Source organism: Amycolatopsis sp. NPDC050768 (genome assembly GCF_040654155.1).
Taxonomy (GTDB): Bacteria; Actinomycetota; Actinomycetes; order Mycobacteriales; family Pseudonocardiaceae; genus Amycolatopsis.
This window is the reverse complement of the sequence record NZ_JBFAHL010000013.1, coordinates 293,234-310,852: the sequence shown is the minus strand read 5'-3', so window position 1 is coordinate 310,852 and position 17,619 is coordinate 293,234. Positions and strand designations below refer to the sequence as shown.

Sequence of the window (17,619 nt, the reverse complement as noted above, 5' to 3'; positions counted from 1 at the left end):
CGGCGTCCGGTTCACCAGCGTAAAGACGCTCGACGAACGCCACCCGCCGGGCCAGCACGCGGCGCTGGTTGAGGTAGCCCTTGTCCGTGATCTCGCCCGCGTCGAGGTCCGGCGGCTCGGCCAGCACCACGAGCCGCTCGACTCGGCCCGCCGACCCGGCCGCCGCGTTCATCGCGGCCAGCAGCTTCCCGACGTGCGCGCGCAGCTCGGCGTGGACCACACAGCCGTCCGAGGCATCGAGCGAACCCGCGAACAACGCCCGCGCTTCGGCCTGGTTGAGCCAGGCCAGCGCACTGACGTACGAGCGGTTCTCCCCCGCGATCACCGCGTCGGACAGCAGCGGCACGGCCGAGAGCAGCGCCGTGCGCAGCGCGCCGACGCGGACGAACGTGCCCGTGTCGAGCTTGAAGTCCTCCGCGATGCGGCCACCGAACAGCAGCCCGGCGTTCGGGTCGGCCGAGGCCGGCACGGCGGCGTCGCCGGTGCGGTAGAAGCCTTCCTCGTCGAACGCCGCGTCCGTGAGGTCGGGCCGGTGCAGGTAGCCGGGCGTCACGGAGGCGCCGCGCACGCGGATCTCCCGCGCCTCGCCCACGGGCGCGAGCTTGACCTCGAGCCCCGGCAGCGGCACGCCGATGCACCGCGCGTCCTCGAACGGGAAGTGCGCGCTCGTCACCGCGGGCGCCGTCTCGGTCGCGCCCCACGAGCTCGTCAGCGGCACGTCGACGCCGGCTGCCCTGGCCGCGTCCGCCAGCCGCGTGCGCAACGCCGCCGGCAACGCGGCCGCCGCGTTGAACAGCAACCGCAGCCGCGAGAAGAACACGCGCGCGAAGTCGGGGTCCTGCTCCAGCACGGGTACGAGCTGTGCGTAGCCGGCGGGCACGTTGAAGTAGAGCGTGGGCTGCGCCGAACGCAGGTTCTCCAGGCTGCGGCCGAACAGCTGCGGCGCCGGCTTGCCGTCGTCCACGTAGAGCGTGCCGCCGTTGTGCAGCACCAGGTCCACGTTGTGGTTGCCGCCGAAGGTGTGGCTCCACGGCAGCCAGTCGACGAGCACAGGCCGCTCCTCGCCCAGGAACGGCCACGCCTGCCGGATCGACTGCTGGTTCGCGCACAGCATCCGGTGCGTTGAGCACGCCCTTCGGCGAACCGGTCGAGCCCGACGTGAAGAGCACCTTCGCTAGCGTGTCCGGTCCCGTCGCGGAGTACGCGGCTTCAAGCTCCGGGCCCGGCGAAGTGGCCAGCAGGTCGTCGAGGGATTCCGCGCCCGGCACAGTGTCGACCTCGCGCGCCAGCACAACACTGGGCCGATCAACACCGGGCGCCTCGACGGCGGCGAGCGCCTTCGCGAACGGACCACCGGCCTCGGCGAACACCAGCCCCGGCTTCAGTACCTTCGCGATCTCCCGGATCCGCGCGTGGTCGCTGCTGAGCAGGGAGTACGCGACGCTGATCGGCGCCACCGGCACGCCCGCCGTCAGCGCGCCGAGCGTGAGCACGAAGTGCGCGACGGAGTTGCCGGAAAGGATCATCACCGGCCGGTCCGGCCCCAGACCGCGGTCGAGCAGCGCCTGCCCGAGCGCGTCGGCGCGACGGCGGACCTCGCCGTAGGTCAGCGTCGCCCAGCCGTCGCCGTCGCGCTCGGCCACCAGCGGGTAGCCGGGGTCGACTCCGGCCCAGTCCCGCAGCATCGCGGCCACGCTGCGCGGGTAAGCACCCAGCGGGTCGCGGGAGCGGAAGACGACGCTCCCGTCCGGCCGGTCCTCGCGTTCGACGTCGGGTTCAGCGAACATTCGACCGTCTCCTCCTCGAGACCCGCTGTGTCTCCATCTGTGCTGCTGGTTATGAAGCCGACCACAGCCACGGCGGGAGCGGTTGCCAGACAAGGCGACCGCCGGTGAGTACCCGCCTACTTTTGGTTGGCTTCATAACTATTGCGGGCCGCGAGGAATTTGTCGAATGTCAGTTTCCGCGCCGTCGGTCATCCGGCGCAGCACCGCGCCCGCCTTGAGCAGCAGCTCGACCTCGTCCTGCTCGAGATCGCCGAACCGCTCCACGAGCACCCGAGACTCGTCGCGCACCACCGCGCCCAGCCGGCGCCGGCCCAGCTGGGTGAGGTGCACGTAGCTCACGCGCTTGTCGCCGGCGTCGGCCGCACGCGCGACGAAGCCGGCCTCCTCCATGGCGTGCACGACCTTCGTGGCCGTGGGCTGGGAACAGCCGACCTCCTCGGCGAGCGTCCCGATGCGCAGGGGTCCGGAGCGGGCCAGCTTGGCGAGCACCAGTAGCTGCGTGCGCGGGAGGTTGTCGGGTGGCGCCGCCCGGTGCAGCTCGCGCAGCAGCCGGTGCAGCGACAGCACGAACTGGAACGCTTCGTCGGCGTCGACGTCCGGCGACTCGCCCACCATGGCCCGCTCCTCACCCCTCGTGGTCACCTCACCGGATGCGCAGCTCCGGTGAGTACAGATCGAACCAGGTCGCGAAGTTCAGCACACGCTCCACGAGTGGCCGGAGGAAGGGCACGGTGTCCTCCCGGGCAAGCAGGCCCACGAGCAGGCCGCGGTCGAACAGGTCGAACACGGGGTGCGCCGGCGCGGCCAGCAGGTCGCCGACCTGGTCGCGCAGGGCTTCGAGGTACTTCGGGTCCTGCGTCGACGGGTACGGGCTTTTCACCCGTTCGGCCACCGACACCGGCAGCACGTCGCGGGCCGCCGCGCGCAGCAGGCTCTTCTCGCGACCGTCGAACGTCTTCGTCGTCCACGGCGTGTTGTAGACGTACTCCACGAGCCGGTGGTCGCAGAACGGCACCCGCACCTCGAGGCCGGTGGCCATGCTCAGGCGGTCCTTGCGGTCGAGCAGGATGCGCACGAACCGCGTGAGGTGCAGGTAGCCGATCACGCGCATGCGACGCTCATGCTCGGTCTCGCCGGGCCGTGTGCCGGCCTCCGCGACCGCCGCCGAGTACGAGTCCCGCAGGTGCGTGGCAAGGTCCAAAGAGGACCGCACACTCTCGGCGAAGATCCGGCTCACCCCGCGTTCGCCCGACTGCAGCCGCCGCGCGAGCCACGGGAAGGTGTCGGCCTGCTGCACCTTCGGGTCGTGGAACCACGCGTAACCACCGAAGACCTCGTCGGCCGACTCACCGGACAACGCGACGGTGGAGCGCTCGCGGATCGCGCGGAACAGCAGGTACAGCGAGCCGTCCATGTCGCCCAGCCCCGTCGGCAGGTCGCGAGCGCGCACCACGGCGCGGCGCACGGCCGGGTCGGCGAGCTCCGCCGAGTCGAGCACGATGTCCTGGTGCATCGAACCGACGTGCTCGTGGACGTCACGCACATACGGCGCGTCCGGAGTGGACCGCAACGCGTCCGGCACGAAGTTGTCTTCCTGCCCCACGAAATCCACCGCGAAGCTGCGCACCCGCTCGTCCTGATCGGCCAGCTGCCGTGCGGCCAGCGCGGTGATGACACTGGAGTCGAGCCCGCCCGAGAGCAGCACGCAGCGCGGCACGTCGGCCACGAGCTGACGGCGCACGATGTCGTCGAGCAGCTCGCGCACGTGCTGCACGGTCACGCCGATGTCGTCGGTGTGCTCGGCCGGCTGCAGCTGCCAGTAGCGGCGCACCTTCAGGCCGGTCCGGTCCAGCGTCACGACGGTGCCGGGCTCGACCTCGCGCATGCCCGCCCACACGGCCTGGCCGGGGTTCTTGGTGAACGACAAGAGCTCACGCAGGCCGTCCGTCTCCACGACGGGCCGGATTTCGGGGTGCGCGAGGATCGCCTTGGGCTCGGAGCCGAACAGCAGCCCGTCGCCGTGCGGCGAGTAGTACAGCGGCTTGATGCCCATCCGGTCGCGGATCAGGACCAGGCGCTCCTCACGCGGGTCCCAGATCCCGAACGCGTACATGCCGTTGAGGCGTTCGGCCAGGCCGGTGCCCCATTCCAGGTAGCCGCGCAGGACCACCTCGGTGTCGCTGTTCGTGGTGAAACGGTGCCCACGCGCCTGCAGCTCCGCGCGCAGCTCGGCGAAGTTGTAGACCTCACCGCTGTAGGTCAGCGCGACCGTGCCGCCGGCCTCGGCCGTCATCGGCTGCGTGCCCAGCTCGAGGTCGATGATGGCCAGGCGCCGATGGCCGAACGCCACGTGACGGTCGAACCACATCCCGCTCGCGTCCGGCCCGCGGCACGCCATGGTGGCCGTCATGGCCGCCACCGTCTCCCGCTCGGCCGCCAGGTCGCGGCCGTAGTCCACCCATCCCGTGATCCCGCACATGTCCAGCCCCCGGAACATCTTCAGAGAGAAACATTCATAGGGAATGAAACTGGCTCACGGGCGCGGACGCCACCCGGACGAATCGGACTTGCGCGTGCCGATCCGGCCGGGGCGCCGACGTTTGCGCTGCTGGAGCGAGCGCGGAACCGAGAGGGGTGACCTGCGTCACGAAGTGGGGTAGAGGCGGCCCATCAGCTCGAGGACCTCCTCGATCATCTGCCCCGCCTTCGCCTTCGACCCAGCGGCCGCGACCTCGCGGCCCGCCTCCGTCGACATCGCGGTGAGCGAGAGCACGAGCATGTCCGAAAGCGGCCGGGTGTGGCCGTTGACCAGCGTGGCGTTGGCCGTGAGCCACTCCCGGAACCGCTCGCGCGTGAGCAGGCCGAAGCCCGCCGGGCCGTTGCCGGACAGGAACAGCCGGGCGAGCTTGCGCTCCTGCCAGCACCCTTCGAGGTAGGCGCGCGCTCCGGAGATGTAGAGCCGGAGCGCGTCCTCCTCACCCTGCGCCAGCGCCGTGCGGAACGCCTTGGCGGACCGGTGCTGCTGGCGGCGGTTGTATTCGTTGTAGAGCGTGATGTACAGATCGGACTTCGCGACGAAGTGGTGGTACAGACTGCCGATGCTGGCGCCGGCCCGTTCGGCGATGGCGGCCATGCTCGCCTGCTCGTACCCCGACGCGGTGAAGACCTCACCGGCCGCCTCGAGCAGCGCCGCGCGGGTCGCTTGCGCCCGCTTGCTCCCTGTCGCCTCCGTCATGGCGTGATTGTGCCGGACGGACTCACGCCGCGGGGATGCCGTTGGCCGGAGCCGGAGGTTGCGGTTGTGTGTAGGGGGTCACGGGACCGTCACCGTCGTCCGTCGTGAGCGGCGTACCGGACGCCACCTGCTTGCCGTCCTTGATGGTCGCGATCTGCCCGCCGGTGTAGCCGGCGTGCGAATCCGCGCCGTAGCGGAACGGCACCAGGCCCGGCCCGGTGAGGCCGCCCTTCTTCAGCGCGTCGACCACGCCCTGGCGCGTCGGGTTCTGCCCGGCGCGGGCGAGCGCCTGCGTGAAGGTGTAGGCGTAGGCCATGGCGTAGTAGACGTTGCCGTCGAAGGGCACATTCGGGATGTACTGGTCGTGGATCTTCTTGAACAGCGCGGTCCACGAGTTGCTCGTGTCGTCGAGCGGCGGCAGGTAGGCCGACGTGACCAGGCCTTCGATGAGGTCCTGGCCCTTCACCGACGAACCCGCCTGCTTGGCGAAGTTCTCCAGCAGCCCCGACACCGTGATCGGGTCGGCGCCCACACTGGACGCGACGAGCGTCGGCGAGTAACCGAGCTTCAGCGACGTCAGCTTGAACAACGCGGTGTAGGCCGGGATCGCCTCGAGCACCACGACGTCGGCCTTCGACGCCGCGATCGCCGACACCTGCGCGGCCACGTCGGTGTTGCCCGGCTGGTACGGCTGGCGCGAGACGACGAGGCTCTGGTCGATGTACTTGTCGAGGCCCTTCATGCCGTCGCGGCCGAAGTCGTCGTCCTGGTAGAAATACGCGACCTTCTTGCCGGCCAGGTTCTTCTTCACGTAGTCGCCGAGGATCTTGCCCTCCACCGTGTAGTCCGGCTGCCAGCCGAACGTGTAGGGGTTCTTCTGCGGCTGGTCCCAGCACGTGCAGCCGGACGCGACGAACAGGTCGGGCACGCGCGAGGAGTTGAGGAAGTCCACGACCTTCGTGTGCGTCGGTGTGCCGAGCGAGCCGACGATCGCGAACACCTTGTCCTGCAACACGAGCTGCTTGGTCAGCGTGACGGTCTGGGCCGGGTTGTAGGCGTCGTCGAGGTACTTGAGGGTGATCTTGCGGCCGTTGATACCGCCGTTGGCGTTGATGTAGTCGAAGAACGCCTTCGCGGCCGGACCCTGCTCGCTGTAACCCGGCGCGGCCGTGCCCGTGAGCGGGATGGTGGACCCGATGGTGACGGTGTCGGCGGTGATCCCGGGCGTGGACTCCGCGGCGTCGTCACCCGAGGCACAGGCGGTGGCCGTGAGGGCGACCACCGCGGCCAAGGCGACCGCGACGGATACTGGTCGGCGTACGGTCATCTTCTCGTCTCCTGACGGGTCTGGAGTGGACGGACGAAACGAGCCTGGAGCAAGGCGCCGAGTTTGCGGACTCCCGACTGGATGCCGCCGGGGAACGCGATGATCACCACGATCAGCACCAGCCCGTAGAGCACGAGCGGGATGTTCGCGTAGATCGCGCGGGGCAGGTCGGCCTGCTGCGCGAGGTCGGCGGTCCAGTTGGGCAGCAGGGTCACGATCACCGCGCCGTACACCGCGCCGGCGAGGCTGCCGAGCCCGCCGAGCACGGCCGCGGTGAGCAGGGACAGGGAAAGCGACAGCGTGAACGCACCCGGCGCGGCCAGGCTGTTGACGATCGCGAACAGCCCGCCCGCCAGGCCCGCGAACGCCGCGCTGATGCCGAACGTGACGATCTGCGTGCGGGCCACGTGCACGCCCGACAGTGCGGCGGCCTGTTCGTCTTCGCGCACCAGCCGCATGTCCCGGCCGATGCGGCTGCGCGTGAGGTTGGCGAGCAGGAACAACGTGACCACCAGGCAGAGGCCACAGATCCAGGCCTGCCAGCGTTCGAGCGGGAAGGTCTCGCCGAGGGAAAGCGGCGGCGGGTCGGAGGTCACGATGAGGCCGTTGGCGCCGCCGAGCAGGTCGCGCAGGCCGTGGTAGTCGGCCAGCGAGGGCAGGCCGACGGCGAGCGCGAGCGTCGCACCCGCCAGGTACGGGCCGCGCAACCGCGCTGCCGCCACGCCGACGAGCGAACCCAGCGCGCCGCCGACGACCACCGAACCGAGCAGCACGAGCACGAGCGGCCAGTCGAGGTGTTCCAGCAGCAGCGCCGTGGTGTAGGCCCCGACGGCCACGAACGCGCCGTGGCCCAGGGAGATCTGGCCGGACAGTCCGGAAAGGACGGTCAGGCCCGCCGTCGCGATAGCGGTGTAGCAGATCTGCGCGAACTGGAGGTTCGCGAACGAGTCGAGCGAGGTCGTCACGAAGTACAGCACGATCAGCCCCAGCACCGAGAGCGTGAGGTGGCGGACCAGCGTGGACCGCTGCCAAAAGCGGACCGGTGCCGCCGCGGCGAGCGCCGTCATACCCGCCTTCCCTTCGTCGATCCGAACAGCCCTTGCGGACGCAGCATGAGCACCCCGATGAGGACGACGAGCGAGGCCAGCGTGACGATGTCGGACCCGAGGTAGCCGGCCACGTAGCTGAGCACGATGCCGAGCGCGAGCCCGCCGACGACGGCGCCCGGCGGGCTGTCGAGGCCGCCGATCACCGCCGCGGTGAACCCGAACACCAGCACCGCGTCGAACGCCGTGGGGCTCACGAACGTGCTGGGCGCCACGAGCACACCGGCGATCGCACCGACCGCCGCGGCCAGGGCCCAGCCGACCGTGAGCATCCGCCCGACGCGCACACCCAGCAGGCGGGCGACTTCCGGCGCGAAGGCCGAGGCCCGCATCCGCAGGCCGAGGTTCGTCTTGCGGAACACCAGCGCCAGCACGGCCATCATGACCAGGACCACGAGCACGATCCACAGGTCGTTGGGCGCGAACAGCAGCTGCCGATCGCCCGCCTTGAACCCGGCGATGCCGAACGCCGGCGGGTACGAGCGCGGGGTGCCGCCGAAGAGCATGCCGGCCACACCCTGCAGCAGCACGAGCAGGCCGAAGGTGACCACCACCGCGTCGAGCGGCGATCTCTTCTCCACCGGCCGCACGAGCACACGTTCCACCACGGCGCCGAGAATCAGTCCACTGAGGACGGCCACGATCAGCGCCAGCCAGTACGAGCCGCCGTGGGAGACGATCGTGTAGGCGATGAACGTGGTGATCATCAGCATGCCGCCCTGCGCGAAGTTCACGATCCGCGTGGAGCGCCAGATCAGCACGAGCGCCAGCGCGACGGCCGAGTACACGGCCCCGCTGGTGAGCCCGGCGAGAGTCAGGTCGAGGAAGCGGCCCATCACACCTCCAGGTAGGCGCGGCGCACGCGGTCGTCGGCCGCGAGGGTGTCGGCGGTGTCGTCGGCGACCTTGCGGCCGAGGTGCAGGACGACGGCCCGGTCGGCGACCGACAGCGCGGTCGCCGCGTTCTGCTCCACCAGCAGCAGCGTGAGGCCGTTCTCCTCGCGCAGCGTCCGCAGCACGGCCACGATCCGGGCCGAAACCCGTGGCGCGAGGCCGAGTGAGGGTTCGTCGAGCAGGAGCAGCTCGGGCCGGCTCATCAGCGCGCGGCCGATGGCGAGCATCTGGCGCTCACCGCCGGAAAGCGCTTCCGCACGCTGGTGCCGACGGTCCGCCAACGGGGGGAACAGGTCGTACATCTCGCCGGTGCCCGCTTTGAGCCACTTGCGCTCGCGTCGCCAGAGCCCGCCGAGACGCAGGTTCTCCTCCACCGTCAGCTCGGCGATCACGCCGCGGCCCTCGGGCACGTGCGCGACCCCGAGGCGCACGAGATCTTCGGGCGCCAGGCGGGTGATGTCGCGGCCGTCGAGCTGCACGGCGCCGTCACGCGGGCGGTGCAGACCACTGAGCGCCCGCAGCAGCGTGGTCTTGCCGGCACCATTGGAGCCCAGCACGGCGGTGATGGATCCCTGCTCCACCACCAGGTCGACGTGGTCGAGCGCCCGCACCGGCCCGTAGTCCACGACGAGCCCGCTGACGTCAAGCATGCGCACCGCCCTCTCCCGCGGCGGCCGCCACGGGGTCGCCCAGATAGGCCCGCTGCACCTGCGGGTCGGCCCGCACCTGCGCCGGCGTACCTCGGGCGATGACCTCGCCGAAGTCGAGCACCACCAGCCGGTCGCACAGGTTCATCACGAAGTCCATGTGGTGCTCGACGAGCATCACCGTGGTGGTCGGCGCCAGGCCTCGGACGATGTCGGCCAGCTCCCCGACCTCCGTCGCCGACAGGCCGGCCGCCGGTTCGTCGAGCAGCAGCAGCCGGGGCTCACTCACCAGGGCTCGCGCGAGGGCGACGCGTTTACGCACCCCGTAGGGCAACCCGGCGCAGATCCGGCCCGCGTCACCGTCGATCCCGAGCTCGCGCAGCACCTCCCTCGCGCGGCCGGCGAGGGCTCGTTCGTCGCGGTCGGCCCAGGGCGACGCGAGCAGCGCGCCGCCGAGGCTCGTGCGCGAGCGGTGCGTGGCGCCCGCGACCACGTTGTCCAGCACCGTCAATCCCGCGAACAGACCGAGTCCTTGCAACGTGCGGGCGATGCCGTGACTCGTGAGCCGCTCGGGCCTGGGCCGTTCGAGGGCGTGGCCGGCGAAGGTGATCGTGCCGGAGTCGGGCCGCACGAACCCGCAGATCGCGTTGAACAGCGTGGTCTTGCCCGCGCCGTTCGGGCCGATGACGCCGAGCACGCACCCGGCGTGAACCTCCAGCGAAACCTGCCTGAGCACCTCGAGCCCGCCGAAGGAGACACAGAGTCCCTCAGCGCGCAGGAGTACAGGATCCTCGACCACGCTCACCCCACCGCCTCGTTGCAGTGACACCGGCAAAGCAGAATCCGATTCGGACGCGACGAACAGTACAGACATCTCCCTTGCTTGCCCAGACCTGTTATCGGGCCGAGTTCGCGGTTACCGAAGCTTGATCGGGCAGACCTTGATCAACTGATGCGGCCGAATGTTGTTCTGGCTAAGTAATGCGTGCTATACCCGGCACTTGCGTGGCACCGCACCCGAGCGGTGCCGTGAGCAACGAGGTGCGAAGTTGAGAAACCGTACTTGGCGCTCGACCGCGGTAGTGGCCGCTCTGGCCGTGCCGATCCTCCTCACCACAGCGGCGACCTCGGCCGTCGCGCAACCCGATCACCACTCCCGGTTGGGAATCACGACCGTCTCCAACCCGCGGCCCGATCTGGTCAGCGGAGGCCAGGTCCTGGTCAGAGTCACGCCGCCGGACGCTCGCGCGGCTGTTCGCGTGTCCGCCGGCGGCCACGACGTCACGCGGTCGTTCCACGCCGAGCCCGACGGCAGCCTGCTCGGGCTCGTCACGGGGCTGCGAGACGGCTCGACCGACCTGGTCGCGACTGCCGGACATGATCGCGCGAGCGTGCGCGTGGTGAACCACTCGATCACCGGCCCGGTGTTCTCCGGGGCGCAGCAGAAGCCGTTCTACTGCGAGACCACCGCGTTCGGCCTGCCGCCGGCGACCATGCCGCTGTGCAGCGCGCCAACGCAGGTTACCTACCAGTACAAGAACACCGCGGGCAAGTTCGTGGCGCTGGCCGACCCGGCGAGCCGCCCGGCCGACCTCGCCACCGCGGCCGGCGGCGTGCCCTACATCGTGCGGATCGAACGCGGCACGATCGACCGCGCGGTGTACGAGATCGCCGCGCTGGCTTCCGGGCCGGCCACGCCGTCACCGTTTGTTGCCACTCCGGGCTGGAACGACAAACTGGTCTACACCTTTGGCGGCGGCTGCAACTCCGGCTACCACCAGGGCAACGGAACCGGAGGCGTGGTCAACGACCTGTTCCTTTCGCAGGGCTACGCGGTCGCGTCGTCGAGCCTGAATGTGCTCGACAACAACTGCAGCCCGATCATCTCGGCCGAGGCCGCGATGATGGTGAAGGAACACTTCGTCGAGACCTACGGCCCGGTGCAGCACACCATCGGCTGGGGCGGTTCCGGCGGGGCGATCCAGCAGTACGACATCGCCGAGAACTACCCCGGCATCGTCGACGGCATCATCCCCGGCGTGTCCTTCCCGGACCCGATCACCACGGCCGGCCCGGTGGCGGACTGCCGTTTGCTGAACCGGTACTTCGCCTCTGCCGCGTTTACTGATGCCCAGAAGCTCGCCGTGGCGGGCTGGAACTCGTACTCGAGCTGCCTCTCGTGGGACGCCACCTTCGCCAGCCGCGCGACCGCCACGGACAGCTGCAACTCGGCCATCCCCGTCGACGTGCGCTGGGACCCGGTGACGAACCCGCACGGCGTGATCTGCAATTCGAATGAGCAGTTCGCGAACCAGCTGGGCCGCGACCCGCGCACGGGTTTCGTGCGCAACACGCTGGACAACGTCGGTGTGCAGTACGGGCTGGACGCCTTGAAGGCCGGGAAGATCTCGGCGGCGCAGTTCGTGTCGTTGAACGCGTCGATCGGCGGGTTGGACTACACGGGCAAGCCGGTGGCCGCCCGGTCGTCAGCCGACCCGAAGGCCCTGGATGCTTTGTACCGCGACGACATCTTCAACACGGCGTCGCAGGGTCTGGCGTCGACGCCGATCATCGACCAGCGCACGGACCTCGACCTGGCGGGCGCCGGGAACGACATCCACACTTCGGAGTGGTCGTTCGTGCTGCGGCAGCGGTTGCTGTCCGCGAATGGGACCGCGGCCAACCAGGTGATCATCGCCAACCATCCGACTGGTGCGGAGCAGGCCGCGGCGAGCGCGTATGAGCTGGACGCGATGGACCGTTGGTTGACGGCGATTTCTGCTGACCACTCGAACCGCAATGCCGCTTCGAAGGTCATCGCGGCTCGCCCACACGACCTCTCGGACGGCTGCTACCTCTCAGCGACCCAGCGGGTGCAGGAGAAGCTGACCGACCCGTCGTCGGGCCAGTGCGGTGCGCTGTACCCGGTGGCGGAGAACACCCGGATGGCGGCTGGTGAAGGCTTGGCCATGGATGTGTTGAAGTGCCAGACACGCCCGCTGGACTTCGGCTCCTACCCGGTCAAGTTCACGGCGGCCGAGAAGGCTTCGCTGAAGCAGACCTTCCCGACGGGGGTTTGTGACTACCACCGCGACGGCGTCGGCGAGCGCGAGCCCGCCGGCGTGTGGCGGAACTACGGCAGCCGCGCGTAGGTACTGCTCGAAGACGGCTCCTCGCCAAGGTTCACGCCCTGACGAGGAGCCGTTTTCGTTCGTCGAGCGGGAGTGGGTCAGCCTCACGCAGCCGGCACGGTCCGCCGGCCGGCTTCGACGCCGAGCGTCATGCCATCGGCGACAACGACACCGAGGCCGGCCGCGCCTCGCGGACCGAGCGCGACGTCGGACGCGACGATGGCGTCGGACCTCAAATGCGATGGCAGGCGGCGAAATCCGCGTCACATCGAGCGGACCTACCGTGGGCACAGACGTGTTTGAACGGCTCCTCGCCAGGAATCACACCCCGGCGAGGAGCCGTTTTGTCGGTTGAGCGGCGTCAGAACAGCTTTCGCTTCGCAGCCTGGCTGATCAGCGTGCGACCGTCCTCCGCGAGGAGGAAGTGCTGGGTCTCCAGCCGTTGCACGACATCGGCCACCTGCTGCCGGTAGTCATTATTGCTGTAATACAACGACTTCAGCTGAGCAGCGTCGAAGTCGCGGTGGGTGCCGTAGAGGACGCAGAAGGAGCTGAGCGGGTTGTCGAGGTTGGCGGGTGAGTTGATGCCGTCGTTGAGGCCCGTGGGGACTTCCACGTCGGGCAGGCGGATGCCGCCCTGGGCGAGGCCGTTGGCGTCACGCGCGATACTCGCGGGCGGGCCCGGGTCGATCAAAGCCAGCGGCGCAGCGCGGCGAGGCGCAATGCCGCGGCTGACCCATTTGTCGAGCGCGTCGTAGGCGGCGTGGAAGACCGTCCAGGATTCGACCTGGCTCGGGCCGGGGTTGGTGCAGGAGAATGGGGCCTGCTCGCCGAACTCGCGGGACTGGATGGCGCCGAGCGTGGTGCGGAAGTCGTTCGGGTCGGTGCCGGTCGAGTAGGCGGGCACGTGCGACGCGCCGGCGATTTCCCATGTGCGCAGGGAATCGCTGTCGGGCGCGGTCTTGCTCGGCACGCCGGCGCCGCGGTAGACGTCGTTTTCGGTGTAGACGCGGATGGCCTTGGTGCCGACGCCGTCGCGCGGCGGCAGGGAGCTGTCGGAGAGGGCGAAGAGGAAGCCGTCGTAGACGTGGCGCAGGGGCTGCACCGTGTTGTAGTACACGCCGAGGTAGCGGCCGGACTGCGACGCGCCGCCGGCGTACACGCGGTCGATGCCGAGGTCCGCCAGCGGGTTCTTCTTGCCGCGGCCCTTGAGCAGCTGCGCGATCTGCGTGTAGATGTCGAACGACTGCGAGTCGTCGAGCACGGCGCCGCCGTTGGTGACGTCGAGCGAGCCGTAGCGCTGCGGGCTCCACTGCGTGAGGCCGAGGCCGGCGGTCCCGCCTGTGGTGGCGCCGTTGACGCCGACGCGCTGCACCGAAGCACCCACCCACGTCCAGCCGTTGCGCACGTAGTAGTCGGCGCTCGTGCCCCACTCGGTGTCGATGTCGTGCCCGGCGGTCACGTTCTGCCAGTCGACCACCGCGACGCCGGCCGATTTCGCGGGCTTCACCGGGCGTCGCACCACGATCCGGGTCGTGTACGGCGTGGTGCCCAGCGGGGTGGCGACCTGCTTCTGCTCGTCGACGGTCGGGTTCGGGTTGTACCGCGTGGCGGTGCCGGAGATGAAGAACTCTTCCTCCTCGTAGCCGGCCTTCTTCAGGTCGTACGGCGTCGAGTAGAAGACGTAGTCGTGCGCAGGATCCCCAGGTTTGCCCTGCGCGGGGATGGGACCGGTGATCTTCGCCGGGCCGTTGCCCGGAGCGGAGGTCGGGGGCTTCGACGGCGGGGCCTTCGCGGCGGGAGCGGCGGGAGCGGCTGGAGCGGCTGGAGCGGCGAGCGCCGGTGTCGCGGCGAGCAAGAGGGTGAGCGGTGCCAGGAGGATGGTGGTTCGCAGTCTTCGTTGAGTGCGGTTTCCGGACATGTACGTCCCTTCACGAGGGTGACAGCCTCTTTCCGGCGCCAGCCAGTGAACGCCCGCTTAGTCGGCCATGTCAAGAATCTGATTCGGTTTTGACCGGCGGTCACGGCCGCGCCGGCACCGAGACGAGCGGACACCCACCGCCCGGACCGGCGAACACGTTCCGTCACCCGAACAGGTACAGCCCGTCGCAGGGCACGGAACCCCTGTTATGTTTCGAAGGGAAGCGTGCTCACTGCCGAGCCCGATTCCCGCGGCGTTTCCGCCGCCTTCACTGAAAACAATTCAAGTTCCTCCCCGTGACCACAACTGCGGGCGGAAACCTGTCATTTTCCGGGGAGCGCTTGTTCGGAGGAACGGGAGAGCTCTGTGGCAAAGGCATACCTGGTGGGTAGTGGGATTGCGGCGCTGTCCGCAGCGGCTTTTCTGATCCGGGAGGGCGGTTTCTCCGGCTCGGACATCACCATTCTGGAGGAACAGGACCGCACGGGTGGCAGCCTCGACGCTGCGGGTTCACCCGACAGCGGCTACACGATGCGCGGCGGCCGCATGTTCGAGGTCCATTTCGACTGCACCTACGACCTCCTTTCCTCCATCCCTTCCCTCGGCGATCCGAGGAAATCGGTCACCGAGGACACTTTCGAGTTCCACGAACACTTCGCGTGGGACGACCACGCCCGCCTGATCGACAAAGACGGCAAACCCGTCGACGCCCATTCCATGGGATTCTCCGAACGAGACCGCCTCGAGCTCGTCAAGTGCGTGTCGACGCCGGAAAGACTCCTGGACGGCAAGCGGATCTCCGACTGCTTCCACCCCGAGTTCTTCACCACGAACTTCTGGTACATGTGGTGCACGACGTTCGCGTTCGAGCCCTGGCACAGCGCGATCGAGTTCCGCCGGTACCTGAACCGGTTCGTCCACCTGTTCAAGACCTTCGACACGATGTCGGGTATCTACCGAACGAAGTTCAACCAGTACGACTCGATCGTGCGTCCCCTGCTGGCCTGGCTCGACGCACAGGGAGTCACCATCCAGCTCGGCACGACCGTCACCGACCTCGCGTTCGCCGCTGGTTCCGAGGTCACCGTCCAGGCACTGCAGTGGACCCGCAAGGGCGCCACCGAGCAGATCGCCCTCGGTCCCGACGACCTCGTCTTCGTCACCAACGGCTCGATGACCGCCGACTCCACGCTGGGCTCGACCACCACACCCCCGGCGCTGGACACCACCCGTTCGGCGGGCGCGTGGAAGCTGTGGCGCACGCTGGCGGCCAAGAACGACGGCTTCGGCGACCCGTCGGTGTTCGACTCCAGCATCGACGAGTCGACCTGGACCTCGTTCACCGTCACCACCAAGGATCCGACGTTCTTCACGCTCATGGAAGAGTTCAGCGGCAGCGAAGCCGGCAAGGGCGGCCTGATCACGTTCAAGGACTCCAGCTGGCTGCTGACCATCGTGCTCAACCACCAGCCGCACTTCCACGAACAACCCTCGGACACGTTCGTCTGGTGGGGCTACGCGCTGTTCCCCCACAAGAAGGGCGATCACATCGGCACGACCATGGCCGAGAGCTCCGGGCGCGACATCCTCGCCGAGGTACTCGGCCACCTGCACTTCGACGACGTCCGCGACCGGATCCTCGACAGCTCCATCGTGCTGCCGGCGACCATGCCGTACATCACCAGCCAGTTCCTGGTCCGCAAGGCCGGCGACCGCCCGCAGGTCGTCCCGCCGGGCTCCACCAACCTGGCCTTCATCGGCCAGTACGCCGAAGTCCCGGACGACGTCGTGTTCACCGTCGAGTACTCCGTCCGCACCGCGTGGACGGCCGTCGCCCAGCTCCTGCACCTGGACCGGCAACCACCGGCCGTCTACAAGGGACAGCACAACCCCAAGGTGCTCGTCGAAGCGCTCGAGACGCTGCACCGCCGCTGACGCCCTGGCTCGCCGAGCTCCCCCGGTACGACAGGGGGACTCGGCGAGCCCCTTCTCACCGGGCCGGGACGACGTTCTTCTGGCAAGATCCACGCCCGAACGGTTGATCTTCACCACCGGAAGGCGTGGCGCATGGCCCTGGGCAGAAGGCTGACGGTCGTCACCGCGGCGGTCACCACACTCGCGGCTCTGCTCGCCGCCCCGGCCGGCGCCGCGCGCGAGACCGTCGACTGGAAACCGTGCCCCACCGCCGCCGGCGTCGACTGCGGCACGGTCACCGTCCCGATCGACTGGGCGAATCCCGGCGACGGCACGATCCAGCTCGCCCTCGCGCGGCGCAAGGCCACCGACCCCGCCCACCGCATCGGCTCCATCCTCATGGACCCCGGCGGCCCGGGCGGCGAGGGCGCGGGTGAGGTGCAGGACGGCTGGACCCTGTCGCCCGCCATCACCGCCCGCTTCGACACCGTGGGCTTCGACCCGCGCGGCGTCGGGCAGAGCAGCCCCGTGCGCTGCGGCCTCACCGAGGTGACGGCCCCGAACCCACAGCTGCCGAAGAGCGTCGCCGAGTTCCGCCAGCTGGCCGCGCGCAACCAGGCTCTCGGCACGAGCTGCGCGAAAACCACCGGGCCGCTCGCCTCGCACGTCGACACCACGAGTGTGGCCCACGACATCGACGCCATCCGCGTCGCGCTCGGCGAAAGCAAGCTGACGTACTACGGCACTTCCTACGGCACGCTCATGGGCCAGGAGTACGCCGAGGCCTACCCGGACCACGTCCGCGCGCTGGTGCTCGACGGGACGATGGACCACTCCGTGCGCAGCACGTGGGAGTTCCTGAGCTCGCAGACTCGCGCGACGCAGGAGATGTTCGGCCAGTTCGTCCACTGGTGCGCCACCACCACGACGTGCGCCCTGCACGGCCAGGACGTCCGCTCGGTCATGGCCCAGCTCTACTCCCGCGCCGAACACGGCACCCTCGGCACTCCCGACGACACGCTCGACCCGGTCGCGCTGATGGGCATGATCACCCACGCCTTCTACGGCCCCGACTGGTCCGGCCTCGCCACGAGCATGGTCAACCTGCGCGACGGCAAACCCGCCGAGTCCGGGTTCGGCGACATCACCGTGCCCACCTCGTTCAGCAGCATCTTCTGCTCCGACTGGCGCCTGCCCGTCAGCGGCTACGGCGAGCTCGAAACCTTCCGCCGCTCGCTGGGCGCGATCGCCCCGGACATCCGGTTCTCACCCCTGGCCTGGACCTCCGCCACCGGCTGCCTCGGCTGGCCCGGCACCGTCCGCGACCCGCAGCGCGCACCCGGCTTCCTGGGCAACCTGCCCGTGCTGCTCCTGAACAGCCGCTACGACCCCGCCACGCCTTACTCCTGGGCCCAGCACGTCGCCCGCCAAACCGGCGCACCCCTCCTGACCTACGACGGCTGGGGCCACAGCGCATACTTCAAGAACAGCGACTGCATGGTGTCCACCACGGACAAGTTCCTCATCGACGGTGTGCTTCCCGCCCGCGGTACCCACTGCGCCGCCGTGACTCCTGGTCCATCGAAGTCCAGAATGGACGGACCTACCTACTGAACCGAGAAGGGCCTCCCAGGTTTCCTTGGGAGGCCCTTCTTCGA

At 69.3% G+C, this 17,619-nt stretch carries 13 protein-coding genes and 1 pseudogene; 3 read left to right on the top strand and 11 right to left on the bottom strand.

What is annotated here, in order from left to right:
- The 9 genes and pseudogenes from AB0H62_RS33920 to AB0H62_RS33880 form a co-directional block, all read right to left on the bottom strand.
- Positions 1 to 1,685 (bottom strand): annotated as a pseudogene (locus tag AB0H62_RS33920) (AMP-binding protein); the annotation flags it as partial.
- A 240-nt stretch (positions 1,686 to 1,925) separates the two neighbouring features.
- Positions 1,926 to 2,402, bottom strand: coding sequence for a MarR family transcriptional regulator (locus tag AB0H62_RS33915; RefSeq protein ID WP_220243582.1), 477 nt, complete (start codon positions 2,400 to 2,402; stop codon positions 1,926 to 1,928).
- Between the two features lie 28 nt (positions 2,403 to 2,430).
- Positions 2,431 to 4,266 carry an asparagine synthase (glutamine-hydrolyzing) gene (asnB, locus tag AB0H62_RS33910; RefSeq protein ID WP_220247051.1) on the bottom strand — a complete coding sequence of 612 codons (1,836 nt, stop codon included), beginning with the start codon at positions 4,264 to 4,266 and terminating at the stop codon, positions 2,431 to 2,433.
- Positions 4,267 to 4,431: 165 nt separating this feature from the next.
- Entirely contained in the window at positions 4,432 to 5,022 is a 591-nt protein-coding gene (locus AB0H62_RS33905; protein ID WP_220243583.1) for a TetR/AcrR family transcriptional regulator, read from the bottom strand.
- 22 nt (positions 5,023 to 5,044) lie between these two features.
- Positions 5,045 to 6,349: an ABC transporter substrate-binding protein gene (locus tag AB0H62_RS33900; protein ID WP_220243584.1), complete on the bottom strand. Its 1,305-nt coding sequence runs from the start codon at positions 6,347 to 6,349 to the stop codon at positions 5,045 to 5,047.
- On the bottom strand, positions 6,346 to 7,416 hold the full coding sequence (locus AB0H62_RS33895) for a branched-chain amino acid ABC transporter permease (RefSeq protein WP_255638384.1): 1,071 nt from the start codon (positions 7,414 to 7,416) through the stop codon (positions 6,346 to 6,348). The genes AB0H62_RS33900 and AB0H62_RS33895 overlap by 4 nt, the downstream gene beginning before the upstream one ends.
- Positions 7,413 to 8,291, bottom strand: a complete 879-nt coding sequence (locus AB0H62_RS33890; RefSeq protein WP_220243585.1) for a branched-chain amino acid ABC transporter permease — start codon at positions 8,289 to 8,291, stop codon at positions 7,413 to 7,415. Before AB0H62_RS33890 ends, AB0H62_RS33895 begins: the two co-directional genes overlap by 4 nt.
- A complete protein-coding gene (locus tag AB0H62_RS33885) occupies positions 8,291 to 8,998 on the bottom strand; it encodes an ABC transporter ATP-binding protein (RefSeq protein ID WP_220247053.1) in 708 nt (235 codons plus the stop codon). Before AB0H62_RS33885 ends, AB0H62_RS33890 begins: the two co-directional genes overlap by 1 nt.
- Positions 8,991 to 9,800: an ABC transporter ATP-binding protein gene (locus tag AB0H62_RS33880; RefSeq protein WP_360590624.1), complete on the bottom strand. Its 810-nt coding sequence runs from the start codon at positions 9,798 to 9,800 to the stop codon at positions 8,991 to 8,993. The genes AB0H62_RS33885 and AB0H62_RS33880 overlap by 8 nt, the downstream gene beginning before the upstream one ends.
- A gap of 244 nt (positions 9,801 to 10,044) precedes the next feature.
- Between AB0H62_RS33880 and AB0H62_RS33875 the strand changes: the two genes are divergently transcribed.
- The gene (locus AB0H62_RS33875) at positions 10,045 to 12,147 is read left to right on the top strand and encodes a DUF6351 family protein (RefSeq protein WP_220243587.1); all 2,103 of its coding nucleotides are present in this window, start codon (positions 10,045 to 10,047) and stop codon (positions 12,145 to 12,147) included.
- Positions 12,148 to 12,230: 83 nt separating this feature from the next.
- On the opposite strand, the gene AB0H62_RS33870 is transcribed toward AB0H62_RS33875, so the two are convergent.
- Entirely contained in the window at positions 12,231 to 12,362 is a 132-nt protein-coding gene (locus tag AB0H62_RS33870; RefSeq protein WP_360590622.1) for a hypothetical protein, read from the bottom strand.
- Positions 12,363 to 12,487: 125 nt separating this feature from the next.
- The gene (locus AB0H62_RS33865; RefSeq protein WP_360590620.1) at positions 12,488 to 14,047 is read right to left on the bottom strand and encodes an alpha/beta hydrolase domain-containing protein; all 1,560 of its coding nucleotides are present in this window, start codon (positions 14,045 to 14,047) and stop codon (positions 12,488 to 12,490) included.
- 366 nt (positions 14,048 to 14,413) lie between these two features.
- On the opposite strand from AB0H62_RS33865, the gene AB0H62_RS33860 reads away from it, so the two are divergent.
- Both AB0H62_RS33860 and AB0H62_RS33855 read left to right on the top strand, forming a co-directional pair.
- Positions 14,414 to 15,982 carry an oleate hydratase gene (locus AB0H62_RS33860; RefSeq protein WP_360590618.1) on the top strand — a complete coding sequence of 523 codons (1,569 nt, stop codon included), beginning with the start codon at positions 14,414 to 14,416 and terminating at the stop codon, positions 15,980 to 15,982.
- A 132-nt stretch (positions 15,983 to 16,114) separates the two neighbouring features.
- Entirely contained in the window at positions 16,115 to 17,575 is a 1,461-nt protein-coding gene (locus tag AB0H62_RS33855) for an alpha/beta hydrolase (protein WP_220243590.1), read from the top strand.
- Positions 17,576 to 17,619 lie beyond the last annotated feature (44 nt).